Source organism: Gudongella sp. DL1XJH-153, from assembly GCF_049310905.1.
Taxonomy (GTDB): Bacteria; Bacillota; Clostridia; order Tissierellales; family Tissierellaceae; genus Gudongella.
The window spans coordinates 25464-48741 of the sequence record NZ_JBMEMN010000012.1 but is presented as its reverse complement, the minus strand read 5'-3'; the positions used below and the strand labels follow the sequence as shown (position 1 = coordinate 48741).

The 23278-nt window shown below is 37.9% G+C and carries 18 protein-coding genes; 15 read left to right on the top strand and 3 right to left on the bottom strand.

The window, feature by feature from the left end:
• The first annotated feature begins 4 nt into the window (after positions 1-4).
• From ACOEN1_RS06455 to ACOEN1_RS06430, 6 genes are all read left to right on the top strand, one after another.
• Entirely contained in the window at positions 5-898 is an 894-nt protein-coding gene (locus tag ACOEN1_RS06455; protein ID WP_422485762.1) for a PhzF family phenazine biosynthesis protein, read from the top strand.
• Positions 899-917: 19 nt separating this feature from the next.
• Complete coding sequence (locus tag ACOEN1_RS06450; RefSeq protein ID WP_422485760.1) at positions 918-1559, top strand: cyclodeaminase/cyclohydrolase family protein; 642 nt, start codon at positions 918-920, stop codon at positions 1557-1559.
• Between the two features lie 196 nt (positions 1560-1755).
• Entirely contained in the window at positions 1756-2898 is a 1143-nt protein-coding gene (locus ACOEN1_RS06445; protein ID WP_422485758.1) for an aminotransferase class V-fold PLP-dependent enzyme, read from the top strand.
• A gap of 10 nt (positions 2899-2908) precedes the next feature.
• Positions 2909-3427: a DUF4446 family protein gene (locus ACOEN1_RS06440; RefSeq protein WP_422485756.1), complete on the top strand. Its 519-nt coding sequence runs from the start codon at positions 2909-2911 to the stop codon at positions 3425-3427.
• 12 nt (positions 3428-3439) lie between these two features.
• Positions 3440-4318 (top strand): diacylglycerol/lipid kinase family protein, encoded by an 879-nt coding sequence (locus ACOEN1_RS06435; RefSeq protein ID WP_422485754.1) that lies wholly within the window; start codon positions 3440-3442, stop codon positions 4316-4318.
• Positions 4319-4594: 276 nt separating this feature from the next.
• Positions 4595-6265: a LysM peptidoglycan-binding domain-containing M23 family metallopeptidase gene (locus ACOEN1_RS06430; RefSeq protein WP_422485752.1), complete on the top strand. Its 1671-nt coding sequence runs from the start codon at positions 4595-4597 to the stop codon at positions 6263-6265.
• A gap of 52 nt (positions 6266-6317) precedes the next feature.
• Here the strand turns inward: ACOEN1_RS06430 and ACOEN1_RS06425 are convergent, their stop codons facing one another.
• Positions 6318-7916, bottom strand: coding sequence for an L-lactate permease (locus ACOEN1_RS06425; protein ID WP_422485750.1), 1599 nt, complete (start codon positions 7914-7916; stop codon positions 6318-6320).
• Positions 7917-8189: 273 nt separating this feature from the next.
• Here ACOEN1_RS06425 and fdrA point away from each other — a divergent pair, with 273 nt between their 5' ends.
• The 5 genes from fdrA (at position 8190) to ACOEN1_RS06400 (ending at position 14591) form a co-directional block, all read left to right on the top strand.
• Positions 8190-9857, top strand: a complete 1668-nt coding sequence (gene fdrA, locus ACOEN1_RS06420) for an acyl-CoA synthetase FdrA (RefSeq protein WP_422485748.1) — start codon at positions 8190-8192, stop codon at positions 9855-9857.
• 11 nt (positions 9858-9868) lie between these two features.
• Positions 9869-11137, top strand: a complete 1269-nt coding sequence (locus tag ACOEN1_RS06415) for a DUF1116 domain-containing protein (protein ID WP_422485746.1) — start codon at positions 9869-9871, stop codon at positions 11135-11137.
• Entirely contained in the window at positions 11115-11933 is an 819-nt protein-coding gene (locus ACOEN1_RS06410) for a DUF2877 domain-containing protein (RefSeq protein WP_422485744.1), read from the top strand. Before ACOEN1_RS06415 ends, ACOEN1_RS06410 begins: the two co-directional genes overlap by 23 nt.
• A 15-nt stretch (positions 11934-11948) precedes the next feature.
• On the top strand, positions 11949-12884 hold the full coding sequence (arcC, locus tag ACOEN1_RS06405) for a carbamate kinase (protein WP_422485742.1): 936 nt from the start codon (positions 11949-11951) through the stop codon (positions 12882-12884).
• 66 nt (positions 12885-12950) lie between these two features.
• Entirely contained in the window at positions 12951-14591 is a 1641-nt protein-coding gene (locus ACOEN1_RS06400) for a PucR family transcriptional regulator (RefSeq protein ID WP_422485740.1), read from the top strand.
• A gap of 41 nt (positions 14592-14632) precedes the next feature.
• On the opposite strand, the gene allE is transcribed toward ACOEN1_RS06400, so the two are convergent.
• The gene (gene allE / locus ACOEN1_RS06395) at positions 14633-15397 is read right to left on the bottom strand and encodes a (S)-ureidoglycine aminohydrolase (protein ID WP_422485738.1); all 765 of its coding nucleotides are present in this window, start codon (positions 15395-15397) and stop codon (positions 14633-14635) included.
• Positions 15398-15755: 358 nt separating this feature from the next.
• On the opposite strand from allE, the gene ACOEN1_RS06390 reads away from it, so the two are divergent.
• From ACOEN1_RS06390 to ACOEN1_RS06375, 4 genes are all read left to right on the top strand, one after another.
• Positions 15756-16103: a cupin domain-containing protein gene (locus ACOEN1_RS06390; RefSeq protein WP_422485736.1), complete on the top strand. Its 348-nt coding sequence runs from the start codon at positions 15756-15758 to the stop codon at positions 16101-16103.
• 73 nt (positions 16104-16176) lie between these two features.
• Entirely contained in the window at positions 16177-17418 is a 1242-nt protein-coding gene (allC, locus tag ACOEN1_RS06385; RefSeq protein WP_422485734.1) for an allantoate deiminase, read from the top strand.
• Between the two features lie 188 nt (positions 17419-17606).
• Positions 17607-18878, top strand: a complete 1272-nt coding sequence (locus ACOEN1_RS06380; RefSeq protein WP_422485732.1) for a dicarboxylate/amino acid:cation symporter — start codon at positions 17607-17609, stop codon at positions 18876-18878.
• A 353-nt stretch (positions 18879-19231) separates the two neighbouring features.
• A complete protein-coding gene (locus ACOEN1_RS06375) occupies positions 19232-20437 on the top strand; it encodes a pyridoxal-phosphate-dependent aminotransferase family protein (RefSeq protein ID WP_422485730.1) in 1206 nt (401 codons plus the stop codon).
• A 44-nt stretch (positions 20438-20481) separates the two neighbouring features.
• On the opposite strand, the gene ACOEN1_RS06370 is transcribed toward ACOEN1_RS06375, so the two are convergent.
• The gene (locus tag ACOEN1_RS06370) at positions 20482-23187 is read right to left on the bottom strand and encodes a calcium-translocating P-type ATPase, SERCA-type (RefSeq protein WP_422485728.1); all 2706 of its coding nucleotides are present in this window, start codon (positions 23185-23187) and stop codon (positions 20482-20484) included.
• Positions 23188-23278: the final 91 nt, after the last annotated feature.

The following is a 23278-nucleotide window of genomic DNA, read 5'->3' as shown; positions in this document are numbered from 1 at the left end:
TACGATGGAAGTGAATATTTTTCAGGTCGATGCATTTACAAGAGAGCCATTTGGTGGAAATCCAGCGGGTGTTATTACAAATTCAAAGGGAATATCCGAAGAGAATATGCAAAAAATTGCAAATGAGATGAATCTGTCGGAAACAGCCTTCGTAAGACAACTTGATGACTGTTATTTTAAAATCAGATATTTCACTCCACTCTGTGAAGTAGATTTATGCGGACATGCGACAATTGCAGCTATCCATACGCTTGCTAATAAAGGTTATATCAGGCCAATTGAGAATGGATCAAAGATGGCAACGATTGAGACAGGGGTTGGTCCACTACAGGTTGAGATTGATTTCGAGAATTTCTCTCCAGTCAATATCACTATGAGTCAGGACAAACCAAGATCAGTTGGAGTTGTAGAGGATACAAAAGAACTGCTGGAGTGTTTTGGACTAGACGGCGAAGATGTTGGTGTTGTAGATGAGAAACTTGCCCCGGAGATGATATCAACAGGACTGCCAGATATAATGCTTCCTATTAGGGACAAGGAAACACTTCTTAAAATGGAGGTTGATTTTTGCAGATTGAGAGACCTTAGCATAAAACTGGGAGTAACAGGAGTTCATGCATTTTATATCGAAGCTGGAGAAGAGATTGCACATGCAAGGAATTTCGGACCAGCCGTAGGAATCGATGAGGAAGCTGCAACTGGTACTGCAAATGGTGCATTGATATACTATCTTAAAAAAAATGGCATACTAAAGGGAAACAGTCTGGTAGTCCATCAGGGAGAATCAATGAACAGAAGGAGTATAATCAACTGCTATATTGAAGGGACCGAGGATAATTACTCTGTCAAGGTTGGAGGATCTGCGACAATAGTTATGGAAGGGATTATTAAATTCTAAATATATACGGAGGTGCAACATGTTAATTGAAAGAACGGCGAAAGATTTTGTATACGATGTAGCAAGTGAGAGCCCGACACCAGGAGGTGGAAGTGTAGCCGCATTAGTTGGAAGTCTCGGAGGAGCCCTTACCAATATGGTTGGAAATCTTACGATTGACAAAAAGATCTATGCTGAGGTCCCTGAGGACAAGAAAATTTGTATGGAAAGTAACTTCAAGGAAATTTCAAGGCTTGTTGATGAGCTTTTAAATCTTGTAGATGAGGATTCTACTGCGTTTGATGACGTTATGCAAGCTTTTAAGCTTCCAAAGGAAACTGAAGAGGATAAAAGGGATAGATCTGAAGCCATACAGACTGGCTACAAGAAAGCACTGGAAGTACCGCTTAGATGTGGAGAGACTTGTTATAATGTACTGATGCTGCAGGATGTATTTGCTGAACACGGTAACATCCATGCAATTACAGATGTTGGTGTTGGTACGCTGTTGGCATATGCAGGACTGGAAGGAGCACTTTTCAATGTTACAATCAACTTAAAGAGCATCAAGGATCAGGAGTATAAAAACGAGATAGAAACTAGGGTTGATAAGCTTCTTACAGAGGGTAAAGGATTAAGGGACAGTCTATTGGATGTAGTTTACATGAGATTGAAAGCATAGAAAATCAATCGCAAAAAAGATCAATTTGAAGGGTGAAGAAGTAAATTTCTTCGCCCTTTTTTAATACTTTGTATGTAGATAAGAATTGACAAAAATCCAGTTAATTTACAGTTAGCCATTAATAGATTGTAAGGAGAGTTTTAAAGTGATAAAATAAGCAGGTAAGAGAGAAAATGAAATACCTAGAGGTGAACATATGTACTATTTAGATAATGCAGCAACTACTTTTCCAAAACCACAGGAAGTCTATGATGAGATATATAAAGCTATGACAGAGTATGGTGCAAACCCTGGAAGATCAGGTCATGACCTTGCACTTAAGGCTTCAAGAGGGATATATGGGACAAGGGACCTAATCGCGAATTTGTTTTCAGTAGAGAACCCCATGAACATAATATTTACTCATAATTGTACAGAAAGTCTCAATATTGCAATCAAGGGCTACCTAAAGCCAGGCGATCACGTTTTAACCACATCAATGGAGCATAACTCAGTTCTTAGACCAATTAAGCACCTAGAGTCAATTGGTGTTGAAAACACAATCGTAAGGGCAGATAGCGATGGCCAAATAGATCCTGAGAAGTTAAAAAAGGCAATCAAACACAACACAAAACTTATTGTCACAACTCATGTGTCGAATCTGACTGGTACAATTATGCCTGTAAAAGAAATCGGTAGGGTTGCAAAAGAGCATGGAATTACCTATCTGCTTGATGCTGCTCAGTCGGCAGGTGTGTATGATATTGATGTGGATGAGCTTGGAGTCCATATGCTGGCTTTTCCAGGGCACAAGGGCTTGTTGGGTCCCCAAGGCACAGGAGGGTTGTATATAAGAGAAGGTCTTCAGGTAGAACAGTTTATACAGGGAGGTACGGGAAGTGCATCCTATTCGTTACAGCAGCCAGATGAGATGCCTGACAAGTTTGAAAGCGGCACTCCAAATTCCCCAGGTATAATTGGATTGGGTAGAGGTATCCAGTATATATTGAAAAGAGGGATTGAGAATATTAGAAGCCATGAAGAAAAACTTACGACTTACTTTTTGGAAGAAATATCCAAAATTGATGGAATAAGGGTTTACGGACCATGCAATGCATCACTGCAGGGAGCTGTTGTAGCTTTGAACATAAGGGACCTTGATTCTTCAGAGGTATCATATGTCCTTAATGAAGAGTTTGGGATATACGTTAGACCAGGACTTCACTGTGCGCCTTTGGCTCATGAGACCATTGGGACTATGGAGCAAGGGGTTGTTAGATTCAGTTTTGGTCCTTTTAACAAACAAGAGGAACTGGAATATGCAATCAAGGCATTGCATAGAATCTCAAAAGAGATATAGGAGTGATCGGATGGTACAGCTTCTGGATTTTATAGACTTAAATTCAACATATTTTATAATTGCTTTATCGGTTGCGTTTTTAGTGGTTCTCATTTTGTACATAGCTCAGATAAGAGAGTACAGAAAGCACAAGGAAAGATATGATTCCTTGACCAGAGGACTCTCCGGTGCCAATATTGAGGATCTTTTCATTAGGATTAATTCTGAGCTAAGTAGCATTAACAGAGATATAAATCTTATTGAAGACAACATTGAAACAATTGAGACCAAGGTAACGTTTACTATTCAAAAGATGGGGTTTGTCAGATATAATGCATTTGCAGATACGGGCAGTGAATTGAGTTTTTCAATAGCCCTTATGGATGCTTACAACAACGGTTTTGTCTTAACAAGTATCTACGGGAGGGAACAGGCAGTCATGTTTGGTAAGCCCATTCAGAATGCAAACTGCAATGTACCATTGTCACCTGAGGAGATGACAGCAATTAACAGAGCTCTTATGGGTGAGAGCTCTGAAAAAATACTGTAACAGGAGAAATTTATGGATAAATATCTATTTATAGTGAATCCCACGGCCGGAAGTGGAAAGACAAAGACATATATTCAATTTATTGAAGACTATATGTCAAGTTCAAACCGGGAATATAAACTTGTAGTAACAACGCGGCCAAAGGAAGCGACGCTAATTGTTACAGAAAACCCTGATTACAACATATGTGTTTCAGTTGGAGGGGATGGTACTACGAATGAAGTTGCCAAGGGAATCCTTGAAAGAGGTTCTGGCATACTTGGTATCATTCCATCTGGAACCGGCAATGATATGGCCCAGGCTCTTAAACTTGACATGGATAGGAACAGAGCCATTCAAAGGGTTTTAAACGGTAAAGTTGCAAGTATAGATCTAGGAAAGGTCAGAGGTGACTACTTCTTCAATATTGCAAGCGTTGGATTCGATGCCTGGGTTGTAAGTGAAACCGACAAGATTAAGAGAGTTGTAAAGGGAAAAACAGCATATGTATTGGGAGTTCTAGCAGGTCTGTTAACATACCGGAGCAGAGAAGTATCAATAGAAATTGATGGTATGACAATCAAAAGAAAGGCTACACTGGTTGCTGTTGGCAATGGACAATCATACGGAGGAGGTATGAAAATACTCCCAATGGCCAGCATATATGACGATATGCTGGATGTTTGTGTGGTGAAGGATATAAGCAATCTAAAGATTTTATTTCTCTTTCCTTCCATTTTCAAAGGTGAACATATAAAGTATAAAAAACACGTTGAGTTTTTTAGGGGACGAAATGTTAAGGTCACCCTAGACTACAGGCAACTTCTGAATATTGATGGTGAATTATTTGTTATTGAAGATGAAGTTGTAGAATTTACCCTGTCCAATAAGAAATTAAGCGTAATTACTTAGAGAAATATTGTTAAGTTTTCTTAACAAATTACCCTGAAAGGAACTTACATATTTTGACACGTACAGACCACTGACTATTACAGCTCTAAGGGAAATTGTTATGGGAAAACAATTTTAGTATCTTGTTACAGTGAGATGGTCAATCATAGTTGATTTTATATACCCTGGTTGGTATAATGTTCTTGTTAATGTTACAAAACGGTTACAAAACTTTCAATTAACTTAGACCACATATTAAAGCCTGCTTAATGGGCTCAGCTTGGAGGCGATTCATTGATGAAGCTTGATTCCTCAATACTTGACTTTATAAATAAAAACATCAAAATTGACATAAAAGGGAATAGTAAGAAATGGAAATTAAATAATGACAGATTTAGAAGATTTTTAGCAGCTATTACAGTTGTGGCTGTCATAGGGATAAGCTTTGTTAGCTACTCTGTCAACGATACAAGGACCAAGGCAGTTGATGTATACTTGGGAGATGAGTATATAGGAGTGGTAAGAACTGAGGATGAAGCACTCCAGATCTACAAGGATCTTGAAGAAAGTCTTAAGAGTACATATGACATGGGTGTAGTACTTGATAAGGAGCTTAAATTCGAGGAAACCAATGCCAAAGATGAAGCTTTAACAAGTGCAAAAGATATTAAGTCAAATATAGAAAATCATATAAATGTAAGTGTTGCTGGATTTGAACTGATTGTAGACGGAGAAAGCTTTGGAGTTTTCAAGTCAGGTCAGGATGTGGAGTATATTCTGGACTCTGTTAAATCATCATTTCTGCCGCAAGTTGTTGGTGAAGAAGAGGATTTAGACTCTGAGGTAGTTGGAATAACGGCTCCTAAAACACACACAGTCCAAGAGGGAGATAATTACTGGACAATTGCAAGACAGTATAACTTGACATCAAGCGCATTGGAAGAAGCTAATCCGGGAGTTAATCCTTCCAGATTGCAAGCAGGAGATGTTATAAACCTTACAACAGATACTGGAGCACGAGAAGAGGTAGCTCAGGTAGATGTACCAGTTATTGATAATAACGCTGATATAAAGGAAGTTGATTTTACAGAGGAAATTGAAGTAGTAAAAATAGAAACCAGCTACAGCAAGCTGGATGATCCTGATGAAACTATTGCCAGGATTAGAAAAGGAAAAGAAGAAATGAGGACCCACATTGTTGAGGTGGGGGAAAGCTATTGGATTATTGCAAAAATGTATGACACTACTGTTGAAGAATTATTAAGTGCAAATCCAGACCAGGATTCACAGAGGCTTAAACCAGGAGATGAGGTAAATCTTTTTGTACCGACACCTCTTCTTACAGTAAAGACAGTAGAGCAGGTACAGTATACTGAAGAAACAAACTTTGAAACACAAGTCATATATGACGATTCAATGTACAAGAACAAGAAGAATATTACAACAAAAGGTGTAAAAGGAACATCTGAAATTGTCGCCAACATAACCAAATTAAATGGTATTGTTGAAGACAAGGAAATAATAACTACGAAAACAATAGTGGAACCTGTAACCGAAGTTGTTGTTCAAGGAACTAAGGAACTTCCAAAGACAGCAGCCACAGGATCATTTATGGTCCCAACCAGTGGTAGACTTTCATCACCATATGGTATGAGAGGTGGCAGTATGCATAGGGGTATTGACCTTGCAAATAGAACTGGTACAAACATTTATGCTTCTGACGGTGGAAGAGTAACCTTTGCAGGTTATAAGGGAAGCTATGGATATATGATTGAAATCAACCATGAAAATGGATACGTAACAAGATATGCACATGCAAGCAAGTTGCTTGTTAGATCAGGAGAAAGAGTATACAGAGGACAGCATATTGCTGAAATGGGAAATACCGGAAGATCTACAGGCCCTCATCTACACTTTGAGGTTCTTGCAAACGGAGCTCATCAAAATCCAAGCAGGTTTATATATTAGCAAACTAACAGGAAGCGTGGAATACTCCACACTTCCTTTTTTATGCCTTATATTATGACAACATTGTTAAGAGCAAGGTGATTATTCCAAACAAGGAGGTTATTACCAAAACAAAGGGAAGGATTATTCTGAGAATCTCACCTTCCTTACCAAGTATTCCAGCAGTAGTGGCTCCAAGCACGATATTGCTGGGGGCTATTGATGTGCCAATACTACCACCGGCAGTCTGTGCACCAAGAAGAAGATAGCTTTCAACATTGAGTATATTTGACAATGAGTATTGGAAACTTCCAAAGAGAATGTTTGATGACATATTGCTGCTTGTAATAAACGCTCCTACAAGACCTATAAAGGGACTCACACCAGAATAATATTCACCAAATAAAGATGAAACACCATAGGCAAGGATATCCGTCTGTCCAGTACCTGTCATAATTCTTGAAATCCCTATAAGTGACAATACTGCAATGCTCGAAGGAAGAGCTTTTCTTATCGTTCTGGATAATATCAACTGCATGCTTTTTTTTCTAATAAACCCTTTTTGAATATAAAAGAAGTATCCCATAATAGCAGACAATGAAAGGAAAAAAGACGCATGTGTAAAGGGCTTTATCGATGCATATACTTGAATTTCTGGATTATAAGCGCCAAGCCCGGACATTGTTGAAGGGAAGTAAGGTCCATAGCTTATGGATCCCATCAATTGGTTTAGAGGAGCAACCAAAAGAACAATAATTGTTAGGAGAGTCATTACAATGTATGGGAAAAATGCCTGAGGTATATTCATTCCATTGGCTGAGTTTGATTTTAAGTTTTTGGACTCTCTGTACATAACACGACTGTTCTCGATAGACCAATATTCTCTATAAATTGGAAGTCTTGAAGTAATTAAAAGTACTCCTGCAGACAATACACTTGGAATGAAAACTCCCAGGTCAGGGTTGATTTGAGTAATTACAATCTGTCCAAAGCCTTGGGTGATAGATACAAGAAATATTGCAGCAAAGCCCTTTTTTATTGCCTTGTTACCCCCATAAAAGCAGGCAATGATAAAACCAGCTGAAAGGTTAAGTATGGCAAGCAAAATTGAGGTGTAAAATGCAGCAGTAGCGGTTGAGGCAATATCAGTCTGCAGTATAAGGGCATGCCATGCCAGTGCCAGAGTACCAAATGTACCTGCCCAGCAATGACCGATTAAAGGAATTACAACCGCCCATATGGGTTTAACCCCAATACCGATCAATAAGGGGGCTGTTACCAGGATGGGGACCCCAAACCCAGTCACCCCTTGTAGAAAGCTTGAAAAAACAACACCAATAAGCAATATCCTTATCAATTCATTTGGAGCTGCAGAGTTGAATGCTCTGTTAAGCACTTCAAAAGCTCTAGCTTCCTTGCTGGTTTCATAAAGAAGTATTGCAGTGATTACAACTGAAATTATACTGATAGCACTCCAAAGGGCTTTTCCTGATTCTACCAATATAAGTTCAGGGGTAGCCTTGAAAACTATAAATGAAGTTATCAGGGTTATCAAAAGTGAAAGGGGAGCTGCCTTAATGGCAGACCACTTGAGGACCATCATAAGAAAGACAAGTACAAAAATAGGCATAGCTGAAACAAACCAAAAGAAGACATTAAATTGTATATTCATATGTATACACCTCACATTCGATTATTATACCCATCTTATTATGGATATCTACAGTATACAATGCATATTTTTGCTAATACACTTCTTATAAATTATCCCATAAGGACATACAAACTATCCAAAGAAAGAAAAAAAACGGCATAACCTTATCATATTATGCTAAGGTCTCATTCAATATTTAGTGATAAAATTTACAATAAGTTATGAATCGAGAAATATCCGTCGATTGGCAACTTGCCATGATGTGATGAAAGTAAAAAAAGGAGTGAGATAATGATTCTGGGACTGGTCAAAAAAAATACATATCAGGACTCTGTCAATTTAATGCTATTGAGCACAAGACTTACTGAAAAGGAAGGTGTGCGGAAGGTTTCGATAATGATGGGAACACCCGCAAATAAAGATATATTCAGAAATACCGGAATGTACTGCAGTGAATTTGAAACAGCTAATCCAAATGATATTTGTATTTCTGTCGATACAGATTCTTCTGAAAAGCTGTCGACAATTAGCGAAGAGTTGGATGCATTCATATCAGACCTTTCATCTAGTTCAAGTGAAAGCAAGCTTAGAAAAGCAAAAAGTTTAAAGGGAGCGCTCAACAAAATTGAGAACCCGAATTTAGCGATTATTTCAATTCCAGGAGAATACGTTTACGAAGAGGGAAAGAGACTCCTTGAAAATGGCATGAACTTATTTGTATTTAGTGACAATGTTAACTATGAGGAAGAAAAGAAACTCAAGGAAATTGCAAGAGAAAAAGGCTTGATTGTAATGGGACCAGACTGTGGAACCGGTATTATACTGGGGGTGCCGTTGGCTTTCGCCAATGTAGTCAGCAGAGGAAGCATAGGTGTTGTTGGAGCTTCAGGGACCGGTATCCAGGAAATTACAAGCATCATAGGTAGATTGGGAGAAGGAGTGTCACACGCCATAGGATTGGGAGGAAGGGATCTCTCAGAGGAAATAGGTGGAATATCTGCTGAAATAGCATTGAACTTCCTGAAGGAGGACATTGACACAGAAGTAATTGTGTTTGTATCGAAACCTCCTGCACGTGATGTAAGAGACAAAATTGTGGAGAAGTTAAAACAAATCAATAAAACAACCGTTGCAGTATTTTTGGGAGAAAAAAGCTTAAGCCAGGATGAAAACATTCACTATGTATCAACACTGGAGGATGCTGCAAATCTGGCGTTTTACCTGTCCAGAAGCAAAAGAGTAAACAAAGAAACCTTTATGGTCATAAAGGATCGACTTGATACTTTAAGACTAAATCCCAAGCAGAATAGAATCCATGGATATTACGGAGGAGGTACTCTGGCTGGTGAGGCTAAGGAAATTTTGGCAAAATATATTTCAAGTGAAGGGAATAAAATAATAGACTATGGTGATGACCAGTATACTAAAGGGAGACCTCATCCAATGATAGACCCGAGCACAAGAATCGAAGCAATCAAGAAGCTTAAGGATGATGAGTCGGTTGCAATAGTATTATTTGACAATGTTATTGGCCATGGTTCAAGCACAGATATGGCAGGAGCTTTGGGACCGCATATCAAGGACGTTCTTGAGTACAAACGTTCAAGGAATCAGGATATTGTTTTTATAGCTTCAGTTTGTGGGACAGAAGAGGATATCCAGATTTATTCAAAGCAGGTAAAAGAGCTTGAAAAATCAGGAGTAGTCGTTTTGGATACTAATGCTCAAGTCGCAAAGCTAGGACTGGAAGCCATGGAATACATCAATGAAAGAAGGACTGTTGAGAAAAGCCAATCAGGTTTGTTTGACAGTGAACTAAGAGTGGTAAACATTGGCCTGGAGAGTTTTGCCAATACTTTATACGAGCAGAATTTGAGTGTAGTTCAATACAATTGGACACCTGTAGCAGGAGGAAACAAAGAGCTTCAAAAAATGCTTAGAAAACTAGAAAATCTGTAGGAGGTATAAGGATGATTTATGAGAATCTAGACGCAGCCAACAAATCAGTAGTAGATAAAATCATTTCCGCACAACCATTTCTAATTGACGTCGTTCCAGCAAAAACCGTAATTCGGGAGTTGGAAAGCATGGCATTGCTTCATGCCGGACCACCTTTAGAATGGGAAGATATGACAGAGCCCATGCAAGGCTCTTGTTTTGGAGCAGTTATATTTGAAGGCTGGGCTTATACAAAAGAGGAAGCTGAAAAAATATTATCAGAAGGGAAAGTAAAGTTCATTCCATGCCATGATGTGGATGCAGTCGGACCCATGGGAGGAATTACATCTGCTAATATGCCCGTTCTAGTGGTAGAAAACAGAGAGAATGGTAACAGAGCCTATTGTACTTTAAACGAAGGAATTGGCAAAGTTCTTAGGTTTGGAGCATATGGCGACGAAGTTATAAGAAGACTGCACTGGATCAAGAATGTACTGGGGCCTTCATTATCAAAAGCTCTCAATAAAATAGAAGGCGGAATGAACCTTAATGTTATTGTATCTAAGGCAATCACCATGGGAGATGAATTTCACCAAAGAAATATTGCTGCATCAGCGTTGTTTATGAAAGATATCATGCCATCCTTGCTGGAATCCGACATAGATGAAAAAGATCTCTTTGAAGTTACCAAATTTCTTGCTGATACAGATCAATTCTTTCTAAATATAGCAATGGCTTACTGCAAGTCAGTTATGGACGCTGCCAAATCCATTGGTGAAGGAACAATTGTTACTGCGATGACAAGAAATGGTAATAGATTTGCAATAAAAGTATCAGGACTTGGTGAAACTTGGTTTACAGCACCTGTGAACATGCCAAAAGGATTGTTCTTTACTGGTTATAGCCAGGAAGATGCAAATCTGGATATGGGGGATAGCACGATAGTGGAAACATTTGGAATAGGTGGCATGGCTATGATTGCAGCGCCTGGCGTAACAAGATTTGTTGGCGCCGATGGTTTCAATGCTGCGATGGAAATAAGCGAAGAAATGGAAGAAATCTCTGTGGGACACAATCCTAACCTGGCAATTCCAACATGGGATTTCAAGGGTGCATTGGTGGGCATAGATGTTAGAAAGGTTGTTGAAACAGGAATAACGCCACTGATAAATACGGGAATAGCTCATAAGAAAGCAGGAGTTGGTCAGATTGGAGCAGGTACAGTTAGGGCGCCATATGATTGCTTTGCCAAGGCACTCGAAGGACTGGTGGAAAAGTATGCTTCAGACAAAGACAATTAATCCTGTTGCAATAGATAGCCAGGCTATACCCTTATTGGAAAACCTAGATGAGATTAGATTGCACAGTGAATTTAAAAATGCAAAGAATTTCACAACAGAAAAAGGTCTACTTGTAGTAACAAATATTAAGGAAGTGCTCCCTCCAATGGGGATCATTCTTAAAGATACTGATTTTAAAGATTTTTCATTTGAAAACAACAAGATTAATGTTACAAAAGCAGAACAATATTGCTCTCAAATGATAACTTATGACAAATTTCCAGATGGAAGGATTCTAGAAATCTATTTAAGGAAATTTGTCGAGGATGATTTTGAAAATGGGCTGGGAATAACAAACGACGAAATCGTAAAAATATTCCTAGAAAAGAAACTTAGTAGCCTAACTGAAGAAGGATCAACAATATGTAAGATGATTAGAAGTCAAGGATTGGAAGACCTAAAGGGAATTATCGGAAGAGGAAAGGGGCTTACCCCTGCCTGGGATGACTTTTTAATAGGGTTTATCTCGGTACTTTGCGCAAATCATGCAGACGAAAAGCTAAGAGATAACATCAGGCATATTTTCAGGATAGAAAAAGATAAACTAACCACTGATATATCTGAAGATTATATGATAAAATCGATACAAGGGAAATTCAGCCAGAGTATAATCAGAATCATAAAATCTATGCAGATGAATGTTTTTGATGAAAAGTCATACCTTAGTGTGATAAAATATGGAGGGACATCTGGAGTAGATACATTCATAGGTATAATGTCTGCATATGCCAGCTTGCTGGATACAAAAACAATATGAATTGGAGTGGTTGAGATGAGCAAAGTTATGATCGCTTTGGGTGGCAACGCCCTTGGGAACAATCCACAAGAGCAGTTGGACTTAGTTGGAAAGACAGCAAGGCCCATAGTTGACTTGATTGAGGAAGGGCATACAGTTGTTGTCGCACACGGGAACGGACCACAGGTAGGAATGATAAACCTTTCCTTTCAGACAGCCAATTTGACAGATAGCAAAGTACCGGAAATGCCTTTCCCAGAATGTGGTGCAATGAGTGAGGGGTATATTGGTTATCATTTACAAAATGCAATAAAAAATGAACTAACCAGAAGAATGATTGAGAAGTCTGTTGGTACAATCGTAACACAGGTAATTGTTGATGAACATGATGATGCATTTAATAATCCTTCCAAGCCAATCGGTGGATTCTATAGTGAAGATGAAGCCAAGACGCTGCAGAAACAAAAAGGCTATACCATGATTGAAGACTCTGGAAGAGGATACAGGAGGGTGGTACCATCACCTAAACCAGTTGATATTGTGGAAATAGAAATCATAAAAGATATGGTGGATAAGGGACATGTTGTAATAGCAGTTGGTGGAGGAGGAATACCAACTCTCAGAGAAGATGGCAATCTAAGAGGAGTTGCTGCAGTAATAGATAAAGACTTGGCCAGTGAAAAGCTCGCAGAAATGTTGGATTGTGACATTCTGTTTATTCTTACTGCCGTTGAAACAATAGCCCTTGATTTTGGCAAGCCTACACAACGAGAGCTAAAGACCATGACAGTTGAAGAGGCAAACAAATATATCGAGGAAGGCCACTTTGCTCCTGGTAGCATGCTGCCAAAAGTGATGGCTGCAGTTGATTTTGTTAAGTCAAATTCAAGAAGAGAGGCAATAATTACCTCCCTGGAAAAAGCTAAAGCTGCCATTCATGGAGAAACGGGTACTAGAATTACATCAAATTAACCCTCCAACAAGGAGGGCTTTGTCTAATTTTTCAATTTGAATAAAAGAAGATAGAGAGGTTTTTAAATGGGAATCATATTGAAAGATATACTCAAGTTGTCATGCTTTGATAACTCTCAATTGGTATCAGGACAGGAAATAATAGATATTACAGAAGTGGAAGGAATAACGATTGTAGAGAGACCTGATATTGCTGATTGGCTAAAAGGCGGAGAGCTATTACTTACCAGTTTCTACTCCATTGAAAAAGATATTGCGGCACAAAAAAAGCTAGTTGAGGATGTAGCAAAAAATGGAGCGGCCGGGATAATAATAAAAGAGTTAGACTCTCAAAGTAACATAAGGGATGTAGTTACTGAGATGGGTAGTAGACTAAATTTTCCAATTATTATCATTGATAAAAATGTAAAGTACATAGATATACTTTATCCGGTAATGGGAATTCTGTTGAATGAGCAGGTTTACAAGCTGAACTACTACAAGGAGTGTCACGAAAAATTTAACAAACTGTCACTTGATATGGAGGGCATGGAATCAATCGCAAAGACACTGGAGCAGTTGGTTGAGAATCCAGTTATAATATTTGACAGTGAAATGAGAGTCCTTGCATACAGTAATGAGTCATATTCGCAGTTAAATATTGTAGAGAAAAAGATAAGAAAAATGATTTATGAAGGTTACCCCATATATGGCCTGGATGTTATTTTTGAAGAGGATGAGCACCATTTGACAGTGGAGCCAATTGAAGTTGTAAACAGAACTCAAGCTTATCTTGGAGTACTGGAAATTACTAGAGATATGAGCAAAATGGATTTCATTGCATTGGAAAGTGCTGCCAATACATTAAGGCTGGAGATGCTTAAAGAAACTGCCGTAAATGAAGCAAAATTAAGATATAAGGGCGATTTGATGGATGACTTGATAAGTGGAAATTACGATTCAGTCCAGAGTATCTACGACAGGGGACACATTTTAGGCTGGGATCTAAGAAGAAAATACTCACTTGGCTTGTTCAACATAAATTGGAAAGGCAGTAAACTCAATGAGAACGATGCAGAATGGTCATTGGAGTCAAGAAACATTGTGAAGACAATTATGGACAGAATTGCATACCATCATACCACAGGTCATATATCACTAATAAAGGGTGAAGAGATAATTGTCTTCTGGCCTGTCGATGAAAACGAGAATTCACATACATCTTCCAGAAAGCTTAGGATTTTTGGCGATGAGGTTAGAGATACCGTCAAGAAAAGATTTGGGAATGTATCTCTGACCCTGGGTATCGGGTGTATTGCGGCTTCGGTATCTGAGGTGGGGAAAAGCTATAATGAATCAAAAGACGCTGCTAATTTCGGCAAGAGGATATTCGGTGATGATTCAACCAGTATTTTTGATGAACTGGGAATTTACAAGATGCTTTGCAGCTTTAGTGACAGGGAATCACTTAAAGACTTTATACCTGAAAGCTTAAATAGACTTAGGAGTTATGACAAAGACAAGAACAATGAATTGATAGATACATTCGAAATGTATCTTAAATGCAACTTGAACGCAGTTAAGACGGCTGAAGAATTATTCGTTCACTACAAAACGGTATTATACAGATTAAACAGAATTAAAGAGTTAACAGGACTTGATATTGAAGACAGAGATAAGATGCTTGAATTGGAAGTAGGTTTAAAAATTCTAAAAATAGTCAAATAATTTACCCTGGTTTCCAATTGGAAACCAGGGTAAATTAATCTTTAAATTTCAGGATCTCTGTTGCAATCCTTAGAGTAAACATATGACAAAGGCTCATATCCTACTGAATAGGTAGCTTGATGTACAAAAGGTCCCATCCAGATAAAGTCACCCTTCTTAACTGGAATCCAATCATTGTCCAGATTATACATACCTTCTCCAGATAACAGATAAGCACCGTGTTCCTGTACATGCGTCTCAATATAAGGATGTGATCCTCCTGGCTGGAATGTCAGTATGTGAAAATTCATATCAAATTCAACACTTGTTGGAAGAAAATCTACAAGAGTAACATCTTTCATTTCCTCATACAAATTGACCTGCAAATTCTTGACATTATCACACACCAACCACGGTTCACCTACTCCGTCTGCTGGAATATATCTTTGTTTGTACAGAACAATCTTGGTGTTGTTTACTGATTTGTTGGTCATGGTCATGCTTTTGCTTGGTGGGCAGAACAAATAACCCTGTTCCTTCAAAATGTAGGTTTCGTCATCAACCTTTACCTCAAGCTCTCCAGAAACAACATATACAAAGGATTCAACTCCGTTTCCTCCGAAACCCTTTCTGTTTCCTCCTCCTGGATTGAAATCCACAAGATATTCTACAAAGCTGGCTCCAAGTTTTGGTGATGCTATTATACTTATTCTTGCATCTTCAAAGTGTGGTATAACATTATTGACCAGCCCATCTGGCGGTATTAGCGCGAAACTACCGTGATTTATAATTGCTCTGCTGCTAAGTAAATCATTTCTGTAACCCATATCGCAACTCCCTTCTGAATTTGTTTGATAAATATATCACTACATCTATATTATCAATCTTATCATCTATAAATCCATTAGCAATATAGGATAAAATAAATTATATAATTTTCATAATTATGGCATATATTCTAAAAAAAGCAGGAGGTACAATTTAATTGTTAATAGATTATCAATAATAGATAAACATAGTACTATTGATTTATCCTTTATTATTATTAATATAATGATAGTATCATAAACATAAGAAATCGTTTACATGTATAAGAAAGATTATCATGTAAGCAGAGCAACAAATTTAAATTCACAGATTTTGAGAACTACTGAATCAGTAAAAATTCAATTTGGAGGTGATTTTATGTTAAGAATAAAGGATGATATGATAGTTGAGAATATAGAAGGACTTAAGGGTGGAAAAGGGTTTGTGAAAGTAATTAATTTTTTCAATCCTGAAGATTTTTTAGGAAAAGGCAGGTTATATGGTATGTCAGTTATTAAGCCTGGACACTCAATAGGTTATCATAAACATACCGGAGATCAGGAAGCATATTTTGTCTTAAAAGGAGAAGCCAGGTATGTTGATAATGGAGAAGAGTTTACATTAAAACCAGGTGATTTGGCAATTTGTAAAGATGGAGACTATCATTCAATCGAATCAATTGGCGGAGATGATTTAGAATATATCATGTTAATATTATACTCATAAGATGAACAGCTTAAAGTCAAACAGAATTTACCTAGTTGAAGTATTTTAGGATCTCTTAGAAAGGAGAATTAATATGGATGAAAGTAAAAGAAATGTGATGAAAAACAAAGTCATTAACTTAATAGATGAGTTAAGTGAGTATGGAAAAACAGAAAATGATGGAGTTACAAGAACATTATTTAGTGATATTTGGATGGAGACACAAAGTTTTTTAGAATCAGATTTGACAAAAAAAGGATTCACTACCATGTTTGACGAGGTAGGGAATCTATATGGTACGGTAAGGGGTACGCAAGATACTGATGAAACAATAATGATTGGATCGCATATTGATACTGTTGTCAATGGTGGAAAACTAGATGGTCAACTAGGTATAGTTGCAGGCATAGTAGCAATTGAAGAACTAATAGAAGAATTTGGACTACCAAAAAAGAATCTAGAAGTTGTATCAATGGCGGAGGAAGAAGGAAGTAGATTTCCTTTCACATTCTGGGGATCAAAAAATATTGTTGGAAGAGTTGCGGAAGAAGAAGTCAAAGGTTTAGTTGACCAAGATGGAGTTTCTTTTATTGAGGCGATGACAGATAAAGGATTTGGATTTAGGAATAACAATTCGCTTGCTAGGAGTGACATAAAAGCATATATTGAACTTCACATTGAGCAAGGTGGTGTGCTGGAAAAAGAGGAAAAATCAATCGGCCTAGTAAATGGAATAGTCGGACAAAAAAGATTTCTAATAGAGATAGATGGAGAAGCAAATCATGCTGGAACCACACCAATGGGTTATAGAAAAGATTCCTTACATGGGGCTTCAAAAATGATTGATTCAATTATTGAATTGGGCAAAGAGTTCGGAGACCCATTGGTAGTAACTATCGGAAGACTGGATGTGACTCCAAATACAAGCAATGTCGTGCCAGGAAAAGTTATATTCTCAGTAGATACAAGACATACAAACAATGAGATTGTAAATGAGTTTATCAGTAAATTTTCAGAATTAATAGAATCAATCTCAAGAGATATGGATCTAAATACAAAAGTGAATCAATATATGGATGGATATCCTGTCCCAATGGACGAGCAACTGATAACACATATGGAGAAAATATGCATATCTAAAGGAATGGATTATAAAATTATGCATAGCGGAGCGGGTCATGATGCACAAATATTTGCTCCCAAGGTCCCAACCGCATTAATATTTGTGCCAAGTAGAAAAGGAATCAGTCATAGTTATTTGGAATTTACAAATCCAGATGATTACATGAGTGGTGTCGAACTATTGAAAGAATTACTGTATGAAATAGCATATTAATTGATTGATACTATGTCAGTATTTAGTCTTAAATTTTGATTATTTGATATCAATATAAACTAAACCAAAAAATAGTGATACCAGTTATCCTAATACTGAAGGAGGTGTTCCCAAGAATCAAGTATGGATGCACCAAATTTTACTGATTGCAAAGAAGTAAAAATTTAGAATGAGAGAGGAGAGAGTTTATGTCAATTATGAAGAATAAAACAATGTCACTCACAACACAAATAGTATTGGCCAGTGCGCTTGCATTAGTTCTGGGAACGATAATAGGAGAACCAATGAAGAACATACAATTTATTGGTACTATCTGGCTAAGATTGATCCAAATGTCAATTATTGTTCTTATTATGACTTCTGTGGCGGGAGCAATTGGTAGTATTGGAGGTACGGGGGCAGGTAAACTTAGTTTTCATACGTTTAAATACATAATATCATTTACATTTATTTCTGCATTCATAGGATTGGGACTAGCTTTGTTAATCCAGCCGGGAGTAGGAATAAACATTGCCGCAGGACTTGAAACAACAGAGAGCACTTTGGGATCAGTTTCAGTTATTGATACAATAGTAAACTTTGTACCAACTAATATATTTGCAGCAATGAGTCAAGGAGCAACAGTACAAGCCATAGTATTTTCACTATTATTTGGTTTGGCTGCTGGCAAATATGCACAAATCAGCGGCAGGGACAACATATTGTTGTTTCTGAAAGATGTAAATGGAGTAGTTCTTCAGATTATTGGTATGGTTATGAAATTTGCACCTCTTGGAATATTCGCTCTACTAGGAGCAGTTGCAGCAACCACTGGATTTGATGTAATCATGCCGATGATTAAGTTTCTAATGGCACTACTTATAGCAGATCTTATAATGTTTGCACTATATATTCCTTTTACAGCTATGAGAGTTGGTGTAAATCCACTTAAGATGCCAAAGAAATTTGCAAAGATGTCCATAATGGCATTAACGATAACATCAAGTGCCATATGTCTTCCTACAAAGATGGAAGATTCAGTTACCAAGTTTGGTGTTAGTAGAAAGGTCGCTGACTTTACCGGGCCGATTACAATGACTATGAATAGTTCAGGAGCAGTTGCCTGCTACGTTCTGGCAATAATGTTTATGGCCCAGTCGACAGGAACTGTACTATCTACAATAGAAATTATGACAGGTCTTCTACTTGCAGCAATGATGACAATGGGTACAATAGTAGTACCAGGTGGTTCAGTTGTCGTTTATACTTTCTTTGCTACATCTTTGGGATTGCCTATGGAAAGTATAGCCATCCTTATTGGTATAGACTGGTTTGCAGGAATGCTTAGAACTGTTATGAATGTTGACATAGATGTTTTAATAGGGATGTTGGTATCTAAAGATCTTGATGAGTTTAATTATGATGTATATAATGACAAAGAGAAAGTTGAGTATAAAAGTGTTGCTGAAATGAGCGTATAATAAACAAAATACTTCTCACCTAAAGAGCAAGTAATCCTTGCTGAATAAGTAGTAAATAAAAGAGATGTACAACTGGAAGCACACCTTGAATGTTAGCTAAAAAACTAATATATTGAGGTGTGTTTCTTATTTCAAAATCTTGGAGTAACTGGATTGATAAGTAGAAGATGGGAAGAAACTCAAAACAATTATTAAAAAGTAAACATGCTAGTTGGCAACAATTAATATAAACATAAAAATTATCATAAAATACCATAAAAACATATATTCTTTATCACTATTTGATAGTTAAATCCAAGAGAAAATATAGGAAAATAGTAATATAGGATAGTCAATCGATAAGGAGGTATTTTATGTACAGAGAACTTGTTGTACCACAAAGAACCATAATGACACCGGGACCGGTAGAAGCAGAGCCTAGGGTGCTTAGAGCCATGAGTTCACCAATCTTGGGACAGTATGATCCAGAGTTCCTGAATATGATGGATGAAGTTCAGGAATTACTTAGATACACATTTCAAACTGAGAATCAACAGACATTCGTTGTAGATGGAACTGCTAGAGCCGGTCTTGAAGCTGTTCTTTCTGGAATAGTTGAAAAGGGTGACAAGGTATATATACCAATATTCGGTAGGTTTGGACATTTGTTGTCCGAAATCGCAAAAAGAGCTGGTGGGAATGTACATACTACAGAAATTGAATGGGGAACCACATATTCATTTGAAAAATTAAAAAAAGAGATTGATGAATTCAATCCAAAAGTTGTAGCAATTGTTCATGGGGAGACATCCACAGGAAGGATGCAACCATTAGAGGAACTGGGACATTACTGCAGGGGAAAAGACATTCTACTTGTAGTGGATGCAGTGGCTACTCTTACCGGCACAGATTTCAAGACAGATGAATGGAAAATCGATGCAGTAGTTTCAGGCACTCAGAAATGTTTGTCTGTTCCCACTGGGTTGGCACCACTAACCTACAATGACAGGGTTGAGAAAATTCTTGCTGAAAGACGCAAAGTTGAGCAAGGTCTAGACAAGGATGCGTTCAATGAAAGGATGATTTCTACTAATTATTTGGATTTAAGCCAAATACAAGAGTATTGGTCACCAAAGAGACTTAACCATCATACAGAGGCAACATCAATGATATATGCAATAAGAGAAGGCCTTAGAATAGTTAAGGAGGAAGGGCTTGAGGCAAGAAAAGAAAGACATGCATATCATGAGAAAGCTCTTATGGCAGGTCTTGAAGCAATGGGGCTTAAGATATTTGGAGAAGCCTTCGACAAGGTTCCCACTGTAACTTGTGTTGAGGTCCCAGAAGGAGTAGTTGAGTCTGAGGTGAAGCTGGACATGATTAATCACTTTGGTGTTGAAATAGCTTCTGCATTTGGTCCATTGACCGGAAAAATCTGGAGAATCGGAACCATGGGCTACAGCTGCAGAAAAGAAAATGTCTTAAGAGTACTATCAGCATTGGAATCCATATTGATCAGAAAGGGCGTAAAAGTAAACAAAGGTGAAGCAATTCAAGCTACCTTGGATTCATACGAGTAATAAAGTCCCGGATCGCAATAGATCCGGGATTCCTATACTTAAGTCTACTGCTTAGCTTCCTTGAGTATAAATGGAAAGACAAGCTTCGAAAGCTCCCCTACAACAAGTGGAATAAATGCAAAGCTTAACACAATCTTCCAATCACTCCAATTAAGAGGGAATGTATAGAATATATCATTCATAAATGGAATGTACAGAACAGCCATCAAAAGCAGGAAAGCTCCAAGTGTAGCGAGCAGCATCTGCTTATTTGAGAACCATCCGATTTTGAATAGTGTAAGATGCTGTGACCTGCTTGAATATGCTCTTAGAAGTTCAGATAAAATCAATGTTGTAAAGGTTATGCTTCTAACTTCAACAATGTTTTCTACACCATAAATATCCAGAGATATCAAATATGCTGCAAGTGATGCTCCTGCAACTGCAAGACTCTGAAAAGAAACTCCAAGTAGCATTCTCTTATCAAGTATAGCTTCCTTTGGATTCCTTGGCGGCTTATCCATAATATCCGGCTCACCTTTTTCTACTCCCAGAGCTAGAGCTGGAAAACTGTCAGTTACAAGGTTTAACCATAGCAGTTGAATAGCGAGCAATGGAACTGGAAGGTTCAGCAATATACTTATAAATACCAGAAGAACTTCACCAATATTACATGATAGAAGGAAATACACAAACTTCTTGATATTTGAGAATATTATTCTTCCTTCTTCAACTGCAGCAACAATACTTGCGAAGTTATCGTCTGTAAGTATCATATCTGCAGTGTTCTTGGCGACATCAGTACCTGTTATTCCCATTGCGATACCTATATCAGCCTTCTTGATTGCCATGGCATCGTTGACCCCATCTCCAGTCATGGCAGCAATATCACCATTTGCTCTTAGTGCAGTGACAATCCTAACCTTGTGTTCCGGTGAAACCCTGGCAAATACTTTTGTCTGCTTTACCACTTCCCTTAACTCATCATCAGAGATGGAATCTATTCGACTTCCCATAATTGCCTGTTCCTCATTTTCTGCAAGACCCAGATCCTTGGCTATTGCAAATGCCGTTTCTCTGTAGTCTCCGGTTATCATGATAGTATTGATACCTGCATTCTTACACTTGGCAATAGCTTCTCTAGCCTCTGGTCTTGGAGGATCAATCATTCCGGCAAGTCCAACAAAAATCATGTCATTCTCATCCTCTTCTGTTGAAGGCTCTTCTGGAACCTTTTTATACTCCCTGAATGCAAGAGCAAGTACCCTTAAAGCATCCTTTGAAAAAGAAGTGTTTTGATCTAGAAGTTTCTTTCTCATATCATCTGTAAGTTTAATAACATCCCCATCAAGGAGAATCTTGCTACATCTATTTATGATGATATCAGGAGCTCCCTTTGTGAATGATACATTTTCATCCTTTCCTGCCATTTCATGAAAGGTTGTCATCATTTTTCTTTCAGAGTCAAAAGGTATTTCCTTGACCCTGGGATATTTTCCATTGATTCTCTTAGTGATGATCCCACCCTTTTCGGCAAGGGTAAGCAGTGCACCCTCTGTGGGGTCACCTATTATTCTAAACTGATTTTCTTTTTCTTCAAGCTTGGCATCATTGACTAGGGCTGATATGGTCAACAAAAGATTTAGACCTTTTAAATCATCAACCTTGATTTCTTTTTCATCGATCAGGAACTTTCCTTCCGGTTCATATCCTCTTCCTTCAACATCAACTATTCTATCGTTTGTAAACAGTTTTACAACTGTCATTTCATTCTGAGTCAGAGTACCTGTTTTATCAGTACAAATAACAGAAGTAGCTCCAAGTGTTTCAACTGCAAGAAGCTTTTTTACAATTGCGTTTCTTTCAACCATTTTATTCATTCCAATTGCAAGAACTATCGTGACAATGGCTGGAAGACCCTCTGGAATTGCTGCCACTGCAAGGCTTACTGCGATCATAAACATCTCAAGTAGATCTCTTCCCTGGATTATGCCTATTGCAAATACTGCAATACATACCAAGATAACAGTTACTCCTAGAATCTTTCCAAGCTGATTCAATTTTTTCTGAAGAGGAGTGCTTTCCTCATCAATCGACTGAATCATTGTAGCAATTTTACCAATTTCAGTAGAAGCACCGGTCTCAACAACTATTCCTTGACCACGGCCATAGGTGACAATAGTACTCATGTAGGCCATATTACGTCTGTCACCAAGGGAAGTATCCTCATCAAGGTTTATTGAAGCTTTCTTCTCAGAAGGAACGGATTCTCCTGTAAGCGAAGCTTCTTCAACCTTCAGATTTGAACTTTCCGAAAGCCTTAGGTCTGCAGGAACAATATCTCCCGTCTCAAGAACGACAATATCTCCTGGAACCAACTGTGAAGCTTGTATCTCCACAGTATTTCCATCTCTGAGAACCTTGGCAGAGGGTGAAGCCATTTTTTTAAGGGAGTCCAAGGCTTTTTCTGCCTTGCCTTCCTGGTAGAGTCCAAGCATTGCATTTATAACCACAATGGACATAATAACTATTGCGTCTTTGGTCTCCCCTACAAAAATGGATATAAGTGCGGCTGACATAAGTATAAGTATCAGAAAGTCAGAGAACTGAGCAATAATCTTTGACGCCATGCTCTTTCCCTTTTCTTCTTTCAATTCATTTGGACCATGTTTTTCCAATCTTTCTTGAGCAACCTGTGTGGAGAGTCCATCTGACATACTGACAGCAAGCTCATCAGCGATCTCCTGAGGATTTTTTCGATACCATTCCATATAACCCCTTCTTTCTTTTTCTAATGACAATATTTATATACCCAAAAAATTACAAAGACTTTCGTTCATTGCGAAATGAGCAAAGTCAAGA

Bases quoted from the DNA above. Each gene is read 5' to 3' on its own strand.
- fdrA (WP_422485748.1), top strand. From the start codon at position 8,190: ATGATTCTGGGACTGGTCAAAAAAAATACATATCAGGACTCTGTCAAT.
- ACOEN1_RS06400 (WP_422485740.1), top strand. From the start codon at position 12,951: ATGGGAATCATATTGAAAGATATACTCAAGTTGTCATGCTTTGATAAC.
- allE (WP_422485738.1), bottom strand. From the start codon at position 15,397: ATGGGTTACAGAAATGATTTACTTAGCAGCAGAGCAATTATAAATCAC.
- ACOEN1_RS06415 (WP_422485746.1), top strand. From the start codon at position 9,869: ATGATTTATGAGAATCTAGACGCAGCCAACAAATCAGTAGTAGATAAA.
- ACOEN1_RS06435 (WP_422485754.1), top strand. From the start codon at position 3,440: ATGGATAAATATCTATTTATAGTGAATCCCACGGCCGGAAGTGGAAAG.
- ACOEN1_RS06370 (WP_422485728.1), bottom strand. From the start codon at position 23,187: ATGGAATGGTATCGAAAAAATCCTCAGGAGATCGCTGATGAGCTTGCT.
- ACOEN1_RS06375 (WP_422485730.1), top strand. From the start codon at position 19,232: ATGTACAGAGAACTTGTTGTACCACAAAGAACCATAATGACACCGGGA.
- ACOEN1_RS06440 (WP_422485756.1), top strand. From the start codon at position 2,909: ATGGTACAGCTTCTGGATTTTATAGACTTAAATTCAACATATTTTATA.
- ACOEN1_RS06380 (WP_422485732.1), top strand. From the start codon at position 17,607: ATGTCAATTATGAAGAATAAAACAATGTCACTCACAACACAAATAGTA.
- ACOEN1_RS06425 (WP_422485750.1), bottom strand. From the start codon at position 7,916: ATGAATATACAATTTAATGTCTTCTTTTGGTTTGTTTCAGCTATGCCT.
- ACOEN1_RS06430 (WP_422485752.1), top strand. From the start codon at position 4,595: ATGAAGCTTGATTCCTCAATACTTGACTTTATAAATAAAAACATCAAA.
- allC (WP_422485734.1), top strand. From the start codon at position 16,177: ATGGATGAAAGTAAAAGAAATGTGATGAAAAACAAAGTCATTAACTTA.
- ACOEN1_RS06390 (WP_422485736.1), top strand. From the start codon at position 15,756: ATGTTAAGAATAAAGGATGATATGATAGTTGAGAATATAGAAGGACTT.
- ACOEN1_RS06410 (WP_422485744.1), top strand. From the start codon at position 11,115: ATGCTTCAGACAAAGACAATTAATCCTGTTGCAATAGATAGCCAGGCT.
- ACOEN1_RS06445 (WP_422485758.1), top strand. From the start codon at position 1,756: ATGTACTATTTAGATAATGCAGCAACTACTTTTCCAAAACCACAGGAA.
- ACOEN1_RS06450 (WP_422485760.1), top strand. From the start codon at position 918: ATGTTAATTGAAAGAACGGCGAAAGATTTTGTATACGATGTAGCAAGT.
- ACOEN1_RS06455 (WP_422485762.1), top strand. From the start codon at position 5: ATGGAAGTGAATATTTTTCAGGTCGATGCATTTACAAGAGAGCCATTT.
- arcC (WP_422485742.1), top strand. From the start codon at position 11,949: ATGAGCAAAGTTATGATCGCTTTGGGTGGCAACGCCCTTGGGAACAAT.